Origin of the sequence: Blastopirellula retiformator (assembly GCF_007859755.1) — a bacterium.
Lineage (GTDB): Bacteria > Planctomycetota > Planctomycetia > Pirellulales > Pirellulaceae > Blastopirellula > Blastopirellula retiformator.
On the sequence record NZ_SJPF01000006.1, the window covers coordinates 1 to 17,934 of the forward strand.

At 59.4% G+C, this 17,934-nt stretch carries 12 protein-coding genes; 3 read left to right on the plus strand and 9 right to left on the minus strand.

Annotated features, from left to right (window positions below; all coding sequences use genetic code 11):
• Positions 1-421 precede the first annotated feature (421 nt).
• The 3 genes from Enr8_RS21970 to Enr8_RS21980 form a co-directional block, all read right to left on the minus strand.
• A complete protein-coding gene (locus tag Enr8_RS21970) occupies positions 422-1,366 on the minus strand; it encodes a hypothetical protein (protein WP_146435865.1) in 945 nt (314 codons plus the stop codon).
• Between the two features lie 117 nt (positions 1,367-1,483).
• On the minus strand, positions 1,484-2,470 hold the full coding sequence (locus Enr8_RS21975) for an RluA family pseudouridine synthase (protein ID WP_146435867.1): 987 nt from the start codon (positions 2,468-2,470) through the stop codon (positions 1,484-1,486).
• Between the two features lie 12 nt (positions 2,471-2,482).
• The gene (locus Enr8_RS21980) at positions 2,483-3,523 is read right to left on the minus strand and encodes a tetratricopeptide repeat protein (protein WP_146435869.1); all 1,041 of its coding nucleotides are present in this window, start codon (positions 3,521-3,523) and stop codon (positions 2,483-2,485) included.
• A gap of 359 nt (positions 3,524-3,882) precedes the next feature.
• Here Enr8_RS21980 and Enr8_RS21985 point away from each other — a divergent pair, with 359 nt between their 5' ends.
• Positions 3,883-5,877 (plus strand): ATP-dependent helicase, encoded by a 1,995-nt coding sequence (locus tag Enr8_RS21985; RefSeq protein ID WP_246120208.1) that lies wholly within the window; start codon positions 3,883-3,885, stop codon positions 5,875-5,877.
• Positions 5,878-5,889: 12 nt separating this feature from the next.
• On the opposite strand, the gene Enr8_RS21990 is transcribed toward Enr8_RS21985, so the two are convergent.
• The 3 genes from Enr8_RS21990 to Enr8_RS22000 all read right to left on the minus strand — a co-directional run bounded on the left by Enr8_RS21990 (position 5,890) and on the right by Enr8_RS22000 (position 11,909).
• Entirely contained in the window at positions 5,890-6,783 is an 894-nt protein-coding gene (locus Enr8_RS21990; RefSeq protein ID WP_146435871.1) for an alpha/beta fold hydrolase, read from the minus strand.
• A 129-nt stretch (positions 6,784-6,912) separates the two neighbouring features.
• Positions 6,913-10,674: an AAA family ATPase gene (locus tag Enr8_RS21995; protein WP_186767800.1), complete on the minus strand. Its 3,762-nt coding sequence runs from the start codon at positions 10,672-10,674 to the stop codon at positions 6,913-6,915.
• Between the two features lie 11 nt (positions 10,675-10,685).
• Positions 10,686-11,909, minus strand: coding sequence for a metallophosphoesterase family protein (locus Enr8_RS22000; RefSeq protein WP_146435875.1), 1,224 nt, complete (start codon positions 11,907-11,909; stop codon positions 10,686-10,688).
• Between the two features lie 450 nt (positions 11,910-12,359).
• On the opposite strand from Enr8_RS22000, the gene Enr8_RS22005 reads away from it, so the two are divergent.
• Both Enr8_RS22005 and Enr8_RS25595 read left to right on the plus strand, forming a co-directional pair.
• Positions 12,360-13,055, plus strand: coding sequence for a transposase (locus tag Enr8_RS22005; protein WP_146435878.1), 696 nt, complete (start codon positions 12,360-12,362; stop codon positions 13,053-13,055).
• 74 nt (positions 13,056-13,129) lie between these two features.
• Positions 13,130-13,318, plus strand: coding sequence for a hypothetical protein (locus tag Enr8_RS25595; protein WP_222434924.1), 189 nt, complete (start codon positions 13,130-13,132; stop codon positions 13,316-13,318).
• A 349-nt stretch (positions 13,319-13,667) separates the two neighbouring features.
• Here Enr8_RS25595 and Enr8_RS22015 read toward each other — a convergent pair whose 3' ends face one another.
• The 3 genes from Enr8_RS22015 to Enr8_RS22025 all read right to left on the minus strand — a co-directional run bounded on the left by Enr8_RS22015 (position 13,668) and on the right by Enr8_RS22025 (position 17,792).
• The gene (locus Enr8_RS22015) at positions 13,668-15,200 is read right to left on the minus strand and encodes a YifB family Mg chelatase-like AAA ATPase (RefSeq protein ID WP_146435880.1); all 1,533 of its coding nucleotides are present in this window, start codon (positions 15,198-15,200) and stop codon (positions 13,668-13,670) included.
• Between the two features lie 105 nt (positions 15,201-15,305).
• Positions 15,306-16,958 carry a M48 family metalloprotease gene (locus tag Enr8_RS22020; protein WP_146435882.1) on the minus strand — a complete coding sequence of 551 codons (1,653 nt, stop codon included), beginning with the start codon at positions 16,956-16,958 and terminating at the stop codon, positions 15,306-15,308.
• A 90-nt stretch (positions 16,959-17,048) separates the two neighbouring features.
• On the minus strand, positions 17,049-17,792 hold the full coding sequence (locus Enr8_RS22025; protein WP_186767802.1) for an NIPSNAP family protein: 744 nt from the start codon (positions 17,790-17,792) through the stop codon (positions 17,049-17,051).
• Between the last annotated feature and the right edge of the window lie 142 nt (positions 17,793-17,934).

Genomic DNA, 17,934 nt, shown 5'->3' on the forward strand with positions numbered 1-17,934 from the left:
GCCACCACNTCGAACTCGACGTCTTTTAATCGACGCTCGTGGTCAAACACTGCACAACAAAAAACGGACGGACCGAGAAGGCCCGTCCGTTTTTTTGCGCGCAAAAATACTAGAGCGTTTTTCTGATAGCTGTAGCGTTTCTGGCGTTGGTGAGGCAAGCTGGTCAAGGCGACCGAAGCAGGCGAATCCTCAAGATTCGTCGATGCAGGTCAACGCCGACCAGCGCGGCCACAACCAGCCAGAACGATACAGATGGAGGAAAACCGCTCTAACTGCCTGTTGAAAAATGCCATCGTGGCATTTTCCAACCTCGCCAGGCTCAGAGCATAGCTCTTCGCGGCTCGCAAAATAACGACTTACGTCGCTATTTTGGGATCGCATCCCTGCGATCCAGCAGCCCGTTGAGAAAATCAACGGACTGCTAACGTCCCCCGTCTGACTTCATATTCGGCGCCAGCCCCATAAGCGCTGGCGCCATTTCCGAATACTTCAATTCCGCCGCGTCCCAATCGACATCATCGAAGATCGGAATCGACTTACGCACTTCCGGCTTCCGCATCGCACGATGGGCGATGAATAACTGCCCAAGAACCTTGACGGCGGAGTCCTGATCCAGCCCTTGGTACGCTTCTTGGCCGAGGATCGGCAGATTCTTTGGAAGATCGGCTTCCGCGGGAAACGTTAGCAGGTTTTCGTCGACTGCTCCGTTCACCGAGAGGACCTCAATTTCGATCGCCGGATCGGTCGGCGATTCTCGAAACATCTGCATCTTCGTCAAAGGATATTCGCGCGACAGATCAAACAAGCAGGTGAGCTTGGTATCTCCGCTGGCCGATGACGCTTTCATCTCCCATCGCTCAGCGTCCAGCTTGTTCCATTTCGGCGGTTGGATTCGGGTCAAGAACGTGCCGGGATCGAGTTTGATCAAGTCCTTGCGTTCGGCGAACTCGTCATCCCCGATCAATCCGTAATTGAATTGGAGTCGCTCCTCCGGTTCGGTCTTCAAGTGGAGGCCGACCTGCGGAAACTGCTCGTCCGTCAGGATGCCGCGCTGACGAACGATATCGTAAATGAAAACTTTGCCGTGCACCGCCACGCAAATCGGGACCTTACCGAACGGATCGGAGAGAATCATCCCTTGCGATTCGCGGCCGCGATTGCGGTCCCAGCCAACATGAGCGCGATAGGCGAAAGGCCCCAATCCCGGTAGCGAAAAGATAAACTCGCACGATTTCACACGTTCGTTATCGGGCGACAAGACTGGCATGCGGGCGATCAAGTCTTCCAGCTTGGGCGGTTCGGCGCCGATGGCGAACGAACAACAAGCGAGCCAGCCAAGACATCCAATAGCGATACGAGCGAACATCAGCAACTCCATTCACGCTGGGGGACAAGCAGATGCCGCTAGAGTAGCGGAGTCTCAACCGATCAGCAAGAATTTCCGTGCGGAAGAGCACGGCTCACAGAGACGCGGCACACCCTGCTAGGTTGCCGGGCGAAGCTCTTTCAGCTTCGCCTGTGCCTGCATGATGTCTTGCGGCAGCGGCGCGAGGAACTCGCGGATCTGGCTATCATCTGGATGGGCGATTGCCAGGCGGCGGGCATGGAGCGCCGTGCGGCCGATCACCACCGCGTCGCTGTCGTCGTGCTTTAGTTCGCCCAGCGTCAGCACGCGGCGTCCGCCGTAATGCGGATCGCACAATACCGGATGGCCGGCGTGGGCCAGGTGGACGCGGATCTGATGCGTACGTCCCGTCTTCGGCAGCGCTTTGACGGCGGCGAAGCCGTTGTACCGCTCGATCACTTCGTAGAAGGTCTGGGCTTCTTTCCCTTCGTCATCACCGCGGCGGATCGCCATGCGTTCACGAATCTTCGGGTGAGGGCCGATCGGCTGGTTGATCATGTCCCGATCGCGATCAGGCGCGCCGACGACCAGGGCGAAGTACTCCTTCTCTGTCGTGCGATCTTGGAACTGCTTCTTCAGGTACTCATGCGCTTCGTCATCTTTGGCGATCAGGATGACGCCGCTGGTGTCGCGGTCGAGACGATGCACGATGCCGGGCCGGGTCGGGCCGCCGCTGGTGCTCAGTTGGGCGAAGTTGCCGCGTAGCGCCTCGGTCAGCGTCCCTTTCCATTGCCCCTTGGCCGGGTGGGTGATCATCCCGGCAGGCTTGTTGATGGCCGCGATCCGGTCATCCTGGTAGATAATGTCGAGCTGAATGCTGCTGTTGCCGACCTGCTCGTCACTTCGCGGCTCGACCGTCGGATAGACCAGCAGTTCGCCGACGGTCAGCTTGTGAGCCGGACGACAGTTGATGCCGTCGATCGTGACATGGCCCGCTTCAATCGCTTTGCGGATCTGCCCACGGCTGACGCCTTCGAACAGCGTGGCGAGATATTGGTCGACGCGGCGTCCCGCCTCTTCGGCGGTGACGACCAGTTCGTGCAGCGGTGAATCAGAATCAGGCATTCGGCTCTGCGACTACTCGGCGGCCGGTTGCTCTTCGGTCGCCGGCTTTTCTGCGGTCTCAGCCGGTGCTTCCGGGGCCGGTTCCGACATCGGCGCTTCGGCGGCCGCCTTTTCCTCAGCGGCCGGTTTCGCTTCTTCGGCCGTTTTTTCATCAGCCGTCGGCGGAGCGGACGGGGCCGGCGAATCAGCCGGAGTTTCGGTCGCCGGCGATTCCGGCTGCGGCATCAGGTCGCCTTCGCCCGGTTGCGGCAGGCCCGAGTTGTCCGGCATCAGGTTGATCGGGGCGCTGCCGGGTCCGTCAAGCAATCCGCCGGCTCCGCCGGGGCGAGTCAACGCGTCGCGCGACGGCAAGGTCAGGTTCGGGTCGCTCGGCAGATCCTGGTTCAAAATGCCGGTCGTCGGCGATGCCTTCGGAGCGAAGTCTTGCTCGCTGTACCAGGTATAGAACTCTTCGGTCCCTTTGCTCTTGAGCAGTTCCAAACGCTCGCCAGCCCATTTGCCGAAGGGGGACTCCGGAAACTGCGACGACAGCTTTTCGTAAGTTTCGGTCGCAGTCTGGAGGCTTTCCTTGGTCGCCAGGACTTCGCTCGACTGACCGATGCCCCACATGGCGCGTTGCTTCAGTTCCGGTACATCGGCCGCATTCCGAGCATTCTCGAAAGCCTTGATCGAACGCTCCAGATCGAGCTTTGCATCGTCGGGCTGGGTGAAATACTTTTCCAGCCCTTGGCGGTAGAGATCGTAGCCTAGGAACAGCTCGGCCCAGGCGCCTGCCGGACGACCGTGATAGGCGCTGCCGACCGCTTCCAAAGCTGGCGTCATTTGAGCGTCTTGCTGCCCCATCAACGCCGAGGCGGTGAACAGTTCGCCCCAACCGCTGGCCCGGGCCATCTTGTTTTGATACTGGAACCAGGTAACCGCGATCCCGGCCACCAGAATCGCAATCACCACCCCTGCCACGATCTTGGCCTGAGGGCCCATTTGCTCCATTCCCTTTTCGAGAACTTGCTCCAGATCGTTTTTCTGCAGTTCGTGGCGGCGTTCGCTTTTCATGACTGACGTAGCACGGTTTGAGGGCAACTGGGGGCGGAAAGCTACTTAACAGTAGCCGACGCCTAGATTTAGAGTCCAAACCGTGAATATAGAAGCGATGCGCAAGGGGCGTCAAGACCGAGTGCCGCTTGGACTGGGGGAAATGGGCTCTCTAGCTTGCGCATTCTTCCAGGCCGTGCGGAATGACGAATGCCGACGCTCGAATGACGAATTTTCTCGCAAATTTTCTTCATTCGACCTTCCAGATTCGTCATTTTCTTCGCCCGGTTGCCAAAATAGCCAGTCACAAATTACGATCGATCCTCTCGTCGATCAGCGGCGGTCGCAAGCAACACTCGGTGCAAGGAAGTACGGACTCCGTGAGCGGACTGAATCTGGCCCAACAAGACGCAGTCGATACCCTCTCTGGACCGATGCTGGTACTGGCCGGCGCCGGTTCGGGCAAGACCCGCGTCGTGACGTTCCGTATCGCCAACCTCATTCGCCATGGGGTTCGGCCAGGCCGCATCCTGGCGGTGACGTTCACCAACAAAGCGGCGGCCGAAATGCGCGAACGCGCACTCTCGATCCTCGGCAGCAAGACGACCGAGCAGCCGGTCGTCTCGACGTTTCACTCGCACTGCGTCCAGGTACTGCGGCGAAACATCAATCGCTTGGGCTATCCGCTGAAGTTCGCCATTTACGATCGCGGTGACCAGGAATCGGTGATCCGGGCCGCACTGCGCGAAATCCGCGTCCCCAACGAATCGCTCCGCCCCGGCGATGCGCTCAATAACATCAGCCGCTGGAAAACGGCCGGCATTCGTCCTCCGGAAGCGGTCGGCCACGCCCAAACCGACAAAGAGCATCTTTCGGCCATGGCCTATCGCCGTTATCAGAACGCGCTAAAAAGCTGCGGCGCCGTCGACTTTGACGATCTGCTGCTGCTGACCGAAGAGCTGTTCACCAACCACGACGACATCCGCGAAGAGGAAGCGTCGAAGTTCGATCACCTGATGATCGACGAATACCAGGACACCAACGGCAGCCAGTACCGGATTGTCCGCGGCTTGGCCGAAGCGCACCGCAACCTGTGCGTGGTCGGCGACGACGATCAATCGATCTACTCGTGGCGCGGCGCCGAAGTTCAGCACATTCTGCGTTTCCAGCGCGACTGGCCCGAGGCGAAGGTGATCTACCTGAAAGATAACTACCGCTGCACGGCGGCGATCTTGGAACTGGCCAACCGCCTGATTCAGTTCAACTCGACGCGGTACGACAAAGACCTGGAAGCGGCCCGCTTTGGCGGCGAACGCCCGCAGATCTGGCAGTTCAAAGACGAAGAAAAAGAGGCCGAAGAAGTCGTCAACGACATCGCCCGCAAGTTGACGCAGCCCGAGTTCGAACCTCGCGACTTTGCGATTCTATTTCGCACCAACGAACAGCCGCGTGCGTTTGAGCAACAACTGCGTACGATGAAGATCCCCTACATCTTGATCGGCGGGATGTCGTTCTTCGACCGCAAAGAAGTTCGCGATCTGATCTCCTACTTGAAGGTGATTCATTCGCCGATCGACGAGGTTTCGCTGTTGCGAATTTTGAACACGCCCCCGCGCGGCATCGGGCAGCAAACGGTCAAGCAACTGATGGACTACGCCGTCAACGAAGGGAAACCGCTGTGGGAAGCGTTTCCCTCGGTCCGCTCGATCCGCGGCCTCTCCGACAACGCCGCCAACGCGGTGATCGATTTCTCGTCGCTGATCCGCCGCTACCAAAAGCGGTTTGAAACCGAACCGATGTCACACGTCGTCCGTTCGCTGATCGTCGACATCAAGTACCAGAAAGAGCTGGAGCGGCTCTATCCTGACCCGAAAGATCGCGAGTCGCGGGAGATGGCGATCGAACAGGTGGTCAACGCCGTGAGCGCCTTCGAGTCGAGCCGCAAGAAACCAACGCTCAGCAAGTTCCTAGACGACTCGGCACTGTCAGGCGGCGACTTCGACAACGAGAAGGAAAAGCAGCTGGCCCAAAACGGCGTTGTGCTCATGACGCTGCACGCCGCCAAGGGGCTAGAGTTCCCCAACGTTTACATGGTCGGCATGGAAGAAGGCATCTTGCCACATGCCCGAAGCGTGAAAGAAGAAGGCGCCGCGGTCGAAGAAGAACGCCGGCTTTGCTACGTCGGCATCACGCGAGCGCAAGACCGTTTGACCTTCTCACTGGCGACCTCCCGCAAGCGTTGGGGTAAAGCCCGACCGACCGATACCAGTCGGTTCCTGTACGAGATCACCGGCCAGGCCGACAACGCCGCCAAGTCGGCCCGGATGGCAAAGTCGCCACGAGACCGCGCCCGCAGAGCGACTAAACGAGGTTAACGAAAACCTCGTCTAAAAACTCGCACTTGCGGTATGCTCGATTATCGCCCCGCAGATCTGTGGCCAAAGCGGACGCGGGCGATCGTGCCCCATGTCTTGCAGCAGCAACAGCCGGGCGTTTGGCGCCAATTCGGCAGTGCGCTGGCCGCCACTGGGAGGGATCAACGTGTCGTCGAGTCCGTGAATCACCAAAGTCGGAACGGTTAGCGACTTTAGCGCTGTTTCGCGCGAACCGTTGGCGATAAGCGCGGCAATCTGTCGAGCGGCGCCCTCAGGATAGTACGAACGATCATAGCTCTCGGCGGCGCGTTTCCTCGTTTCTTCTGGGTCAAAATACTTCTTAGAACTCCAGACAGCCGACTTGACTGCGGCTTGGATGAATCCCTCACGGTCGCTCGGCGACGGAGTAAATAAGGCGCGCATCGCTTCGGGAGACGACTGCCCGACATGCGGCTCGCCGGTCGTCGACATCATCGAAGTGAGGGTCAGGACGCGATCAGGGTATTCGCTCGCCATGACCTGCGCGATTACGCCCCCCATGGAGGAACCAACCACGTGCGCCCGAGGCGATTGCAGGCCATCAAGCAGTGCGATCGCATCGCCGACCATGTCTTCGATGGAATAGGGAATCAATTCCCGGGCGGCGTCGAACTCGCCCGCCGACACATGGGCAATCACCTGATTCAGATCGACCTGCTGACCATCCATTTTCGAAGAGAGTCCGCAATCACGATTGTCGAATCGAATCACGAACCGTCCTGCATCGGCCAGTTGTTGGCAAAAGGGAGAGGACCAGCCAATCATCTGCGCGCCAAATCCCATGATCAGCAATAGAGGAGGATCACTGCTGGCGCCGAACGTGTCATATTCGATTTCTAAACCAGCCGGCGTACGAATCTGCGCCATCGTCGTTACCTTTTTGCTGCTATCACATCACCCATGATTCGGGGAATCTACCTTCCAGGCGATCCCCTAAACGCAAAAAAGACGCCGGGGTTCGGCGTCTTTTTCGTTCGCTTGAAACATTGCAGCCTGCTACGCCGCCCCTTCCTGACGACGCTTGCGAATCAACGCCGGATCGAGATCCGGATGCCCCTCCCACCAGATCTTCGGCGAGTCCCAACCAAATTGATTCTCGGACGGAATCGGACGGGGTTGCGGCTGCGGCTTGGGTTCTGGCGCTGGTTGCGGCTCTGGCTTGGCTTTCACTTCGATGACCAGGTCGACCACTTCCGGCACGGCAACGATAGGCAGCGAAACTTCGATCTTTTCGACAATCGGCTCCTCGACTGGCGCCTCTTCAGCAACCGGCTCTTCTATGGCCGGCTCGTCGTCGAGCAAATCGTCCAAGGCAATGCCAACCATGTCGACGTCAGCGGCGTCCTTCAACGCGTAGTCGGACGGCTCGACCTCGGCGACCGGTTCCGGCTCTTCGTGTTCGCTCCGTTCCAAGTAGTACTCGGCGTCGATCAGGCGAATCGGCTGCGTCTCCGGCTCATCGAACAGATCGCCGTCGGCCAGCGCCAGATCTTCGTCTAGCCGCTTCTTCGGCTTGATGTCGATCTTCAGCTGGTGAAGTTCCAGATAGGGCACGATCGGCAATTCAACGCAGAATGGCGGCGGCGTGATGATCGGCTCTTCGACCACCGGTTCCGGCTCTACGACCTCTTCCACTACCGCCTCTTCGACCGGGTCAGGCAAACGAGCCGGTTCGGGTCGGCAGACGCCGGTGACCTGCGGCAAGACGCGGACGTCCGCGCCGAGGTTCCCGAAGATCTCCAGGATGTGTTCATGGCAGGTGAAGACAAGCGTTTGGTGACCTTCTTTGGCGAAGCTCAGCAGCACTTCGGCGGTCGCCTTGCAACGCTTGGAGTCAAAGTTGACCATCACATCGTCCAAAATCACCGGCAAGATGCGGCCTTGGCGAGCGAAGGTGCGAACCAGCGCCAGACGCACGCTCAGGAAGACCTGCTCGCGGGTACCTTCGCTCAAGTGTTCCAGCGACTTCGAGCGGCCCTTGGCGTCTTCGACGTACAAGGTGTTCTCGCTGAGCGGCGTCCAGATGCGGACGTACTTGCCGAGCGATAACTTGTCCATGAAGATCGACGCCATCTTCAGCGTCTCGGGCTGACGCTGCGTTTCGTAGATGCGGCGAATCTGATCGAGGATGTTGGCGGTAACGGCCAGCGACTGCCAACGTTCGATCGCTTGCTCGATTTGGGTCGCGACTTCGTTCAGTTCGAGCTGCGCCGAGGTCAATCGATCGCTTTCTTCCAACGTTTCGAGCTGAGCCTTCAGTTCGCCGCGACGCTCGAAGCCTTCCTTCAAGCTCCGCTGCGCCTGGTCGTGCTCCTGCATCAACTCGGTCATCTCTTTTTCGGCGTCGGTCGCCGAGACCTCACCCAGGTACTCTTCGATCGTTTCCAGCTCGACATCGCCTAATTTGGTGACAATTTCGCCTTCGACTTCTTCCAGCTCCAACAGCAAAGCGGTGATCCGATTCGCTTTGTCGAGCAGCTTGCGATAGCCGTCTTCGTCTTCGACGCCAGCTTCGTCCAGAATCTCTTGACGCTGCTTGGCCGCCTTGCGCATCTCGCCGGCGGTCTTTTTGAACTCTTCCTTGATCTTGGCGGCGCGACCGCGTAGATCGACGCGTTGCTCCGATTGGGTCTGCTGCCGATCGAGTTCGGCCTTCAAGCGATCAAGCTGTTCCAGCCCATCCTTCGCCCCCTTCAGCCCCAGTTCGGTCGCCAGTTGGTTGATGCGAGATTCGACCGCCAGCGACTCTTCGGTCCGCTGCGTCTCTTGGTCCTGCAGGGTTTTCAGCTCTTTGCGCTTGTCGTGAATGTGCGACAAGATGCGGGCCAAAACCTTGATGCGATCGGGCTGCAGGTCGTCGGGCAGATCGAGAGCCCGCAGCGCGTCGCGCCAACGACGGCGAGCGTTGTTGACGGCATGCTCGGCGTCTTGAATCGTCTTCGAGGCGTAGTCGCTCTTCTGCTTCGCTTCGCCGGCGCGATTACCCAGCGGGATCAGGCTTTCCAGATGCGACAGGTGATCTTCAGCCGATTGCAGACGGGCGACCAGCGGACCGCCTCCCTTCGGCAAGATGCCGTCAAACTCGTCCCGCTCTTCGCGGGCCTTGCTCAGCTGCACGTTGACCAGCTCAAACTGACGCTTGACGCCATCCAGGTTGTGCTTGACGGTCCGCTCCATCGTCACCTTGGTGAAGACAACGCCCACCATAAAGGCGATCCCGAACAACGGCACCGCTTCATTCACGTCCGGCAGCACAATGGCCGAGCCAAAGATGTAAAGCAGCACCATCGTCACGCCGGCCGAGAAAGTCAGCCCCAGCAGGGCGAGCAGCGGCCGCGGCAAAATTTGATTCTCTAGCAGGTCGGCCGATTCGATTTCGGCTTCACGACGCTGGAACTCCAGCTTGTCGATCTTTTCTTCGACCTGAATGCGGCGACGCAGCAGGTTGACCAGCTCGCCCGCCTTGTCGATCGCGCTGCTCAGATCTTCTTCGCCAGCGTTGGCTAGCGATTTTTCAACCTCGGTTTGCGTCGATTCCAGCTCATCTTCGTGCGAAGCGGCGGTTCGTTTCGCTTCTTCAAAGCGAACGACTTCCTGCTCCAGCGTCTGCATCGGCCCTTTGAGCGACTTCAGCTGCTTCGGCGTCAGGTCGGGACGACGACCTTGACCGAGCGTCACGCCGGTATTTTCCCACGCCGCTTCGATCTCGCGTTTGACGTCGTCAATTTCGTCCTGCACGCCAGAGATCTGCTTGCGGATCGCGACGATCCAGTGGCGCTGTTCGCCGAGCGCGTCAACGCGGGCCGCATGTCGCGACAATTCGCGATTGAGCGGGATCGACTCGTGTTCGGTAAAGAGCGCCTTGTACTGCGAACGCAGCTCGGTGCACCGCCCTTTACGGCGCGAAACGCGCTCGCGCAGCTGCGTCAGGTGGTTCAGACGATCTTCGGCGACGTCCGGAATCTCGCCGGCGTCGTCGATCTTGGCGCTCAGCGTTTCGCGACGCTCCACGTCGCCGCGCAGGTCTTCGGCCAGCTCAATAAACTCGACCCGTTCGGTGATCGCGGCCGATTTGTGCTGCAGCTGCTCGATCTGAGCGGCGGCGCTGCGCTGTTGCTGCAGCACCTGCCCCCATTGCTGCGTCTGGGTTCGCAGCTCGTCAACTTCCTTTTTCAGCGAGTGATGCTGATCCAGCAGTTGATCGACGATACAGTCAGCGCCATCGTGCGAAACGAGCGCTTCGCGAGAGATCTCCAACCGACGAACCACTTCGGCCAAAGAAATGCGATCCAAACCGCTGGTCAGTTCGTAGATCTTCTGGGCGGCGTGACTGTCGTCCAGCGTCGCCAACAGTTGAATTTCCCGCAGACCAACCGCAAAGATATTGTTGTAGGTGTAGCGATCGACCCCTTCGAGCAGCGCTTCCAGTTGGGTTCGGCTTTGTCGCGAACCATCGGGCGCCACAATCCAGGCGTTTTCTTCAAACGTCCGCTCGTCCCACAGTCGCACGACCTGAAATCGGCCGAGCGTACCGCGGATGTTGAGCGAACCGCCCGGCTGTCCGCCATTGACCGGCGGCAAGTAGCGACGCTCTTCGCTCAGATCGATGCCATACAGCATCGTCCGCATGAAGTTGAGCAGCGTACTCTTGCCCGCTTCGTTGTGGCCGAAAAAGACGGTGACCGTTGGCGACAGCTCTTCGATACGCAGCCCGCGCCAAACGCCAAAACCATCGATATTGACTTGATTTAGTTGCAAGGTGGCGGCTCCTATTCGTCGATCCGCAAGGCTTGAACGCCCATGCGACGCGCTTCGTGCAACGCTTTGCGACGAACTTCTCTGGTTTCAATCTGCACCGCTTCGGCCAACTGCGTGCCGCGGCGGTCTTCGCCTAATAACTCGGTCAACTCAATGGGGATGTCGGGGTCAGCGAGCAACTCGCGCGTCAGTCGCAAGAAGTCGCCGCAGATGGTTTGCTCCTGGTACCACGATTCGGGAATCACCGACGCCGATTCGACCTTCAGTTCGTAGGTCCAAGCGCCACCCTCTTCCTGGCCGAACTCTTTGTTGAGCACGTCGATCAAGTGTTGCCACATCGACTCGGCCAGCAGCTTCTTCGAGGCGTTCCCTTCAATCACGACTCGCCAGTCGATCAACAGTTGGCGGCGCCCCTTCCCCGAGACGAGCGTTCGCAGCCGGTTCTTCAGCACCTTTTCCAGCTCTTCGGGCGACTCGCATTTGGCGATTTCGACCAATTCGGTCTGCCAGCGAACGACATCGGTTGCGACCGAGTCGGTCGAGATTTCGCCCGCTTCGTTGACTTCGACAACCGTGCAGCTGCGCTGCCCCACATGCAGCGGACGACGGCCTTGCGGCGATCCGGCGTGCATCGCGTACTTGGGAGAGGTGCGGTGTTTTTTCCGCATCTCTTCGCCGCCGAGGGCCCAATAAGGAATGTCGTGGCGCGTAATCGCACCATCTTCAACTTCGCCATAGGCGACGGCGACAGTGAACAAGCCGGAAGCGGCCGGGCGGAAGTCGCCGACCCGAATCTCACCGCCGGAGTTGGCTTGACCGATGATGGCGGCGATCGCTTCGCCGTCATCTTCATAGTGAACGGTTTGCGGCAGGCCCGGGCGAAAGATATGTACGTTGCCCGGCAGCGTCACCGACGAAGGCCAGCGTGAAGGCGGATCGGCGTCGCCGCCCGCCCAATAGACTTGAATGCCGGCGGTCTCGAGCTGCTCAAACAGTTCCAGCAGACAACCAATTGTCCGGGGACTGGCAAGTCGCGGATCGAGCAAATCGCCGGTCAGCACGACAAAGTCGACTTCGTGCAGCATCGCCGTCTCGACCACTTGCTGCGCGGCGCGGCGGGGCGCTTCGCAAAACAAAGTGCGCAAGTGATCCGGCACCGAAGGTAAACCTCCGAGCGGTTGATCGAGATGGAAGTCGCCCGATTGAAGAAAGCGGAACGACGCTCCTGGAGTCATAATGCTGCGCCTCCCTGCGCGAATTTCAGTCGATATGGCCGCCAGCAGACCGGTGCTGGCGCCTACCGATTCGGGCAGTTTAACGGAATTTGAAAATTCCGCCTATCCGGATTCTTTTGATCAAAGTTTCGCCCCGTATAAACCGAGCCGTTCGCCCGAAACCATTGACCAATGGGCATGAACCTTGATAATGGGGGGTACTCGCATTGCGAACTGGGTTTTGCTAGCTAAACTGCAAATAAGGGCTTACACGCTCTAGCAGTAGCAGTGACTCGAACTTCCTGTTGAAAAATGCGGTCCTTCAGGGTTTCTTGTGGGTCGCCGCAAAAAGCGGGGATCTCACCAACAAAGGCAGGGCTACCTTCATCTGCGCCGACCATCAATCGCCTGCCGATCAAAAAAGGTGTCAGGACTCTTTTTTCTTCCGCCAGCACATGATACCCTGCTGTCGTGGGTAGACCAAAGCGAGCAGACGAAGCGGGCGGCATTTATCATGCCTTGAATCGAGGCAACTCTCGGGCGGCGATCTTCGATACGCCGGACGATTTCGACGCGTTCGAGCGCATCTTGGCCGAGGGGCTGTCGCGGTACCCGTGTCAAATTTTAGCCTACCAACTGATGCCCAACCATTGGCATTTGGTCGTCCGCCCCACCGCTGACGGCGGCATGAGCGACTTGCTGCGGTGGGTCACCCTGACGCACACGATGCGCCGGCACGCGCACCGCCACACTTCCGGCGAAGGGCACATCTATCAAGGGCGGTTCAAGAGTTTTCCGGTGCAAGACGACCGGCACTTTCTGGTCGTATGTCGTTATGTCGAACGCAACGCCCGGCAGGCTGGCCTGGTAACTTTGGCCGAAGACTGGAAATGGGGATCGCTCGCCCGTTGGTTGGCCAAGCCGCGGCGAAAGCCCGATCTCCTGACGCCGTGGCCGATCGCCCGACCTGGTCATTGGAAAGACCGAGTCAATCAGGCGATGTCCAAGAAAGAAGTCGACGCCGTCCGCCACGCGATCCGCCGAGGCTCTCCCTTCGGCGATCCCGATTGGACCCAGTCTATTGCCCGCCGCCTGAACCTAGATTCCACCCTCCGCCCCCGCGGCAGGCCGAAGAAGGTAGCGCCTGGTCGAAACAAAGAGTTCTGACACCTTTTCTGCTCCAAGTCCGTCTGCGCCGCGATGATCGTGTCTTCGATCGTCGTCGTATCCCCTTGATCGCCATGGTAGATTTCGGCGGCGAGAATCACTTCCGTATCGAGATCGACCGCGTTCTCGGCCTTGTATTTCAGGTGCGTGCGGCCATCTTTCATCTTGCCGATCTTGGCGTCGGGGGCCGACTTGCTGACCCATTCTTCGTTCGAGACCTTCTTGTCTTTCCGCCGCTGATCGAACCTGCGCAGCTCCTCTAAAAACGATTCACGGTGCCGTCGTAGCAGCAAGCGATGCCCGGCGATGCAATGTCCTGCTCTGCCTCTAGCTTCAGCCTAATTTCTTCATTCATCGTTTCCCTCGTTGCACTAACCGCACAAGTCGGCCTCGTGGATGTTTTAACGTTGCTAGTTCCCGGAATCGTTGTCTCCTTGGTCTCCGTGTTTTTCGCAGCACGATTTGCAACTATCGATTCATGGCGGCAGAAGGGCATTGGAGCGTCAAGAAAGATCGACAACACAGCAGGAGCGTTTATGTCGGCTTTCTGAAATCGGCGGGTTTGTCGATGATCTGCACCCCATTCCCTCGCCCGCGCTGCGGGCTACCGTTTTACCCAACCCCGCGATCCAACATTCGATAGTTAATCGCCTCGCTCACATGCGGGATGTCGATGTTGGTCGCTCCGTCGAGGTCGGCGATCGTGCGGGCCGTCCTTAGGACTTTGTCGTGGGCTCGGGCCGATAGGCCTAGGCTGGCGACGCTTTGTTTAAGCAGGGCCATGCTGGCGTCGGTTAGGTGGCAGAACTTGCGGATTTCTCGGGACGACATCTGGCCGTTGTAGCGGGTTTTGCTGCCGATGAAGCGGCGGGCTTGGATTTTTCTCGCTTCCATCACTTGGGCCCGCATCTCTTCGCTGCTGATGCCGGGGGTCTTCGACGACAGTTCGCTGAAGGGAACGGCCGGGACTTCGATTTGGATATCGATCCGGTCGAGCAGCGGGCCGCTGATTTTGCCAATGTACCGTTCGACCTGCGGTACGCTGCAGTGGCAGTCGCGGCGGGGATCGTTGCGATAACCGCAAGGGCAAGGGTTCATCGCGGCGACCAGCATAAAGTCGGCCGGAAAGGTCGTGCTTCGAGTCGCCCGGGCGATCGTCACGTTGCCATCTTCCAGCGGCTGCCGCATCACCTCGAGCGTACGTCGCTGAAACTCGGGCAGTTCATCCAGGAACAGCACGCCGTTGTGACTATGGGAGATCTCGCCAGGCGATGGTGGGTTGCCGCCGCCTACTAAACCGGCTTCGCTGATCGTATGGTGCGGCGAACGAAACGGACGCTGCGTTAGCAGCGGTTGGTTGCCGGGAAGCCGACCGGTGACGCTGTAGATGCGGGTCGTTTCGACCGATTCGCTCGGCGTCAGGTCGGGCAAGATCGATGGCACCCGCTTGGCCAGCATCGTCTTGCCAGAGCCGGGCGGGCCAACCATCAACAGGTTATGGGCCGCAGCGGCGGCGATCACCAAGGCCCGCTTCGCCATCTCTTGGCCGCGGACGTCGGCGAAGTCGACATCGTAGCTGCTGTACTGCCGGAAGTATTCTTCGATCCTGGGCGGGACCGGTTCGATGTCGATCGCGCCGGAGAGAAAGCCGACCGCTTCGGCCAGCGAGCGGACCGGGATCGCTTCAATCTCTTCGACAACCGCCGCCTCGGCGCCATTTTCGGCCGGTAGGACGATTCCCTTCAAGCCAAGTGCGGCGGCCTGCATCGCCTTCGAGAGCGAGCCTTTGATCGGCCGCATCGAGCCGTCAAGCGCTAGCTCTCCGACGACGGCGTAGTCGGCAAACCGCTCGGACCGGATCTGCCCGCTGGCGGCCAAAATGCCCAGCGAGGTCGGCAAGTCGAACGCGGCGGCGTTCTTGGGCAGGTCGGCCGGGGCCATGTTGACCACCACGCGATCCTGCGGGCGGACGTAGCCGCTGTTGACGATCGCCCGCTCGATACGGTGAATGCTCTCTTTGACGGCCGCCTCGGGCAGGCCAACCATCACGGTCTTGGGCATCGAGGTGGGAGAAATGTCGACTTCGATGTCGACCGGAACGGCGTCGATGCCCAGCAGCGAAAAGGTCCGAAGTTTTGCCAGCATCCCGCAATCGTCCTCCCAGAAACCCCGCCGTCTGGGCGGAAACCCAACCATTCTGCAGAACGGCGACGGCAGATGCAAGCGCCGCGGTGGTTTTTGCAAGAAAAGCTAGTTGTCAAAGGGGATACGATCCGGGTTGGCCAAATGGTGCTGAATCGCGAGGGCCTCTTCCTTCTTCATATTTTCTTTCGAGTGCTCGCCGAAAATGTCGAGTTTGAACTCGTTGATCAGGTCACGATAGGGAGTCAGCTTGTCTTGGGCGACGCGGTTGCCGGTCAATTGACAGTAGCGATCCCAGGTGACGTTCTTCGAGAGTCGCTCAAAGTTGCCGAACAGATCGACCGCGAGTCCTTCATGGTGAAATACGCCGGGCATTTGAGCCGCGACGGCCGCCGCGATGCGGTCACGATCGCACGGGTGCGTGTCGAAGAGCCCCGTCCGCTCGCTTTCGATCGACGTTTTGACGTCGCGTTTGATTTCGTCAGGCAGGTGCCGAAGCTGGACCTTCAGGAAGGCGGTGATGTCGTCGACCATCGCGCCGCGCTGGAAGACGGCCGAGAGCATTTCAATCGAGAGCCCATAGGCGGCGTTGATCAATCGCATTCGCTGCGACGTCTGCTGAAAAGCGGTGCTGCCAGCCAGGCGAATTTCGTACTGATCGGCGTCGTATTCCATCTGCCGCAGCAGGAAGCCGGCCGCAAAGTGCCCGATATACATTAAGATCCAAAGCAGGCCGCGCGAGATCCAAACGAACAGCATCGTCAGGTACAGAAACACGCCGATCCGCAGGTCGACGCCTTCCGCCGTTTCGGCCAGCCAGACGTCCCACTCGTCGCGCATGTAGACGACGCGGGCAAACCAATGACTGATGCTTCGCACAACGTACGTAAGCCGCATCCCGGCGCCCTGGCTGAAGTGACCGAACTCATGCGCCAGCACGCCGGCGAATTGCCGAGTCGTCAATCCAGCCGCCAGCGGCACGCCGATCGTTAAGACCAGGTCGTTGCCGCGCAGCACGCTCCACATGCCGTTGCGGAAACTGGCCGACGCGTTCATCTGGTCATCGATGTCGATCCGCTTCGGGAACGGCGCCCCGACCAAGGAACAGATCTTGGCGACAAATTCAAACAGCAGCGGATCGCTCTTCTCGGTCAACGACCGCGTCCGATGTTCGTAAGCAGGCCGAGCGAACAGCGGCTTCAGCATGAACAAGATGCCAATGCTGGCGACGACCGGCGGAGCGATGTAGAGCAGAAATACAAAAATCGCCGCCCGTCCGCGCGCGACGCCCAACATGCCCACATGATTGACCAGGTGGTAATAGACGCCGTAACCGATCAGGCCGATAAAGGCGAGATAGATCAGCGGCAGCGCAACCATGACGACCGAGACGATCAACGCGCTGATCACATACAGGGGGCGCGTCTTGGGACGCTCGAACGAGCCCCGAAACGATCCCATCACCGCGGCCCGCAGCTGATCGTCGCTCAGCTTCTGCTTCGGCATGACCGATTCTGTCCGCCGAGCCGCTGCGGCCGGCGCCGCTGGCTTGGCGGATTTCCGCTGCACGCCGCCAGGCGATCTTCGGGCAGGCTGCGCCGTCGATATGTGCGGCGCAGCGGGCGAAGCCTTGGGGACTTGCGCTTCCTGCTTGGGGATCTGGATTATCTCGCCGCATTTGGGGCACTTCCCCTTTTTCCCCTGCTTGTCCGACGAAACGTTGAATGCCGCCTGACAACCGCTGCAGCGAAACTGAATCATGGGAAGGCGCCTGCAAATTTTGAGGGTCGTTCGCGCGGCGATTCTAGCGGCGCGATCAACCTTCGAGGGAGGAATAATGCGACCTCGCCGCTATTTCAGCGGCGAGTAATCGGTCGGTACCATCATGGTGCTTTGCACCTTGGTCACGACCGGACCATCGGCGCGCGACTCCGCTTTCATCTTGACCCACTCCGGATCGCCGCGGAACGACGCCCACGACTTTTGCGCGGCCGCGTCATCCTTGTGCGCCACGACGTAGATCAACACGTCGGGCGTGTCGGTCGGCGTGAAGTAAAAAATGTGCGTCATGCCGGCCTTGGTGAACAGGTCGAGCTCGCCATCCCGAAAGCGCTTGTGCAAATTGGGCAAACGGCCAGGATCGCAGGTGTACTTGCGCAGTTCAAACTGACGCACGTCCGAACCGTTCTTCAGGTTGTGGGGCGAGAAGTCGGTTTCGGTCATGTAAACCGACTCCGCCTTTTTGACCAGCTTGCCGTTTTCTTCGGAAGCGGCTTTCGCGTTTTGCCACTCAGGATCGGCGACGAACGCGGCCCAGCTCTGCTTGGCCGCTTCGGGGCTGTCGTGCTTCAGGATGTAGATCAGCGTGTTCTCTTTTTGGGCCGAATCGAGCGGGGTCCAGTAGCCCATGTTCTGCATGCCGTGCTTCTCGAACAGCCCTGCGGTGTGATCACGGAACCGGGCGTTCAGCGCGTCCAGCTTCCCTTCGTTGGCGGTATAAATGCGCAATTCATACACTGGTTTGTCTTCCGCTTGGGCGAACGAGGCGAAAACGACAGTCGCCAGGGCGGCGGACATCAGCAAGAACGATTTCATAGCAATCTTTCCAGGGCAGGAATCAAGAAAGGGCGTGGTTGCGATTCTAATCGAACCAGTCGGCCCAAGTCGAATTTTTTCGGCCAGAATCATCTGCAGCCTAACGGTTTTGCCCGAACCAAAGTGGTGCGAAACAATACAA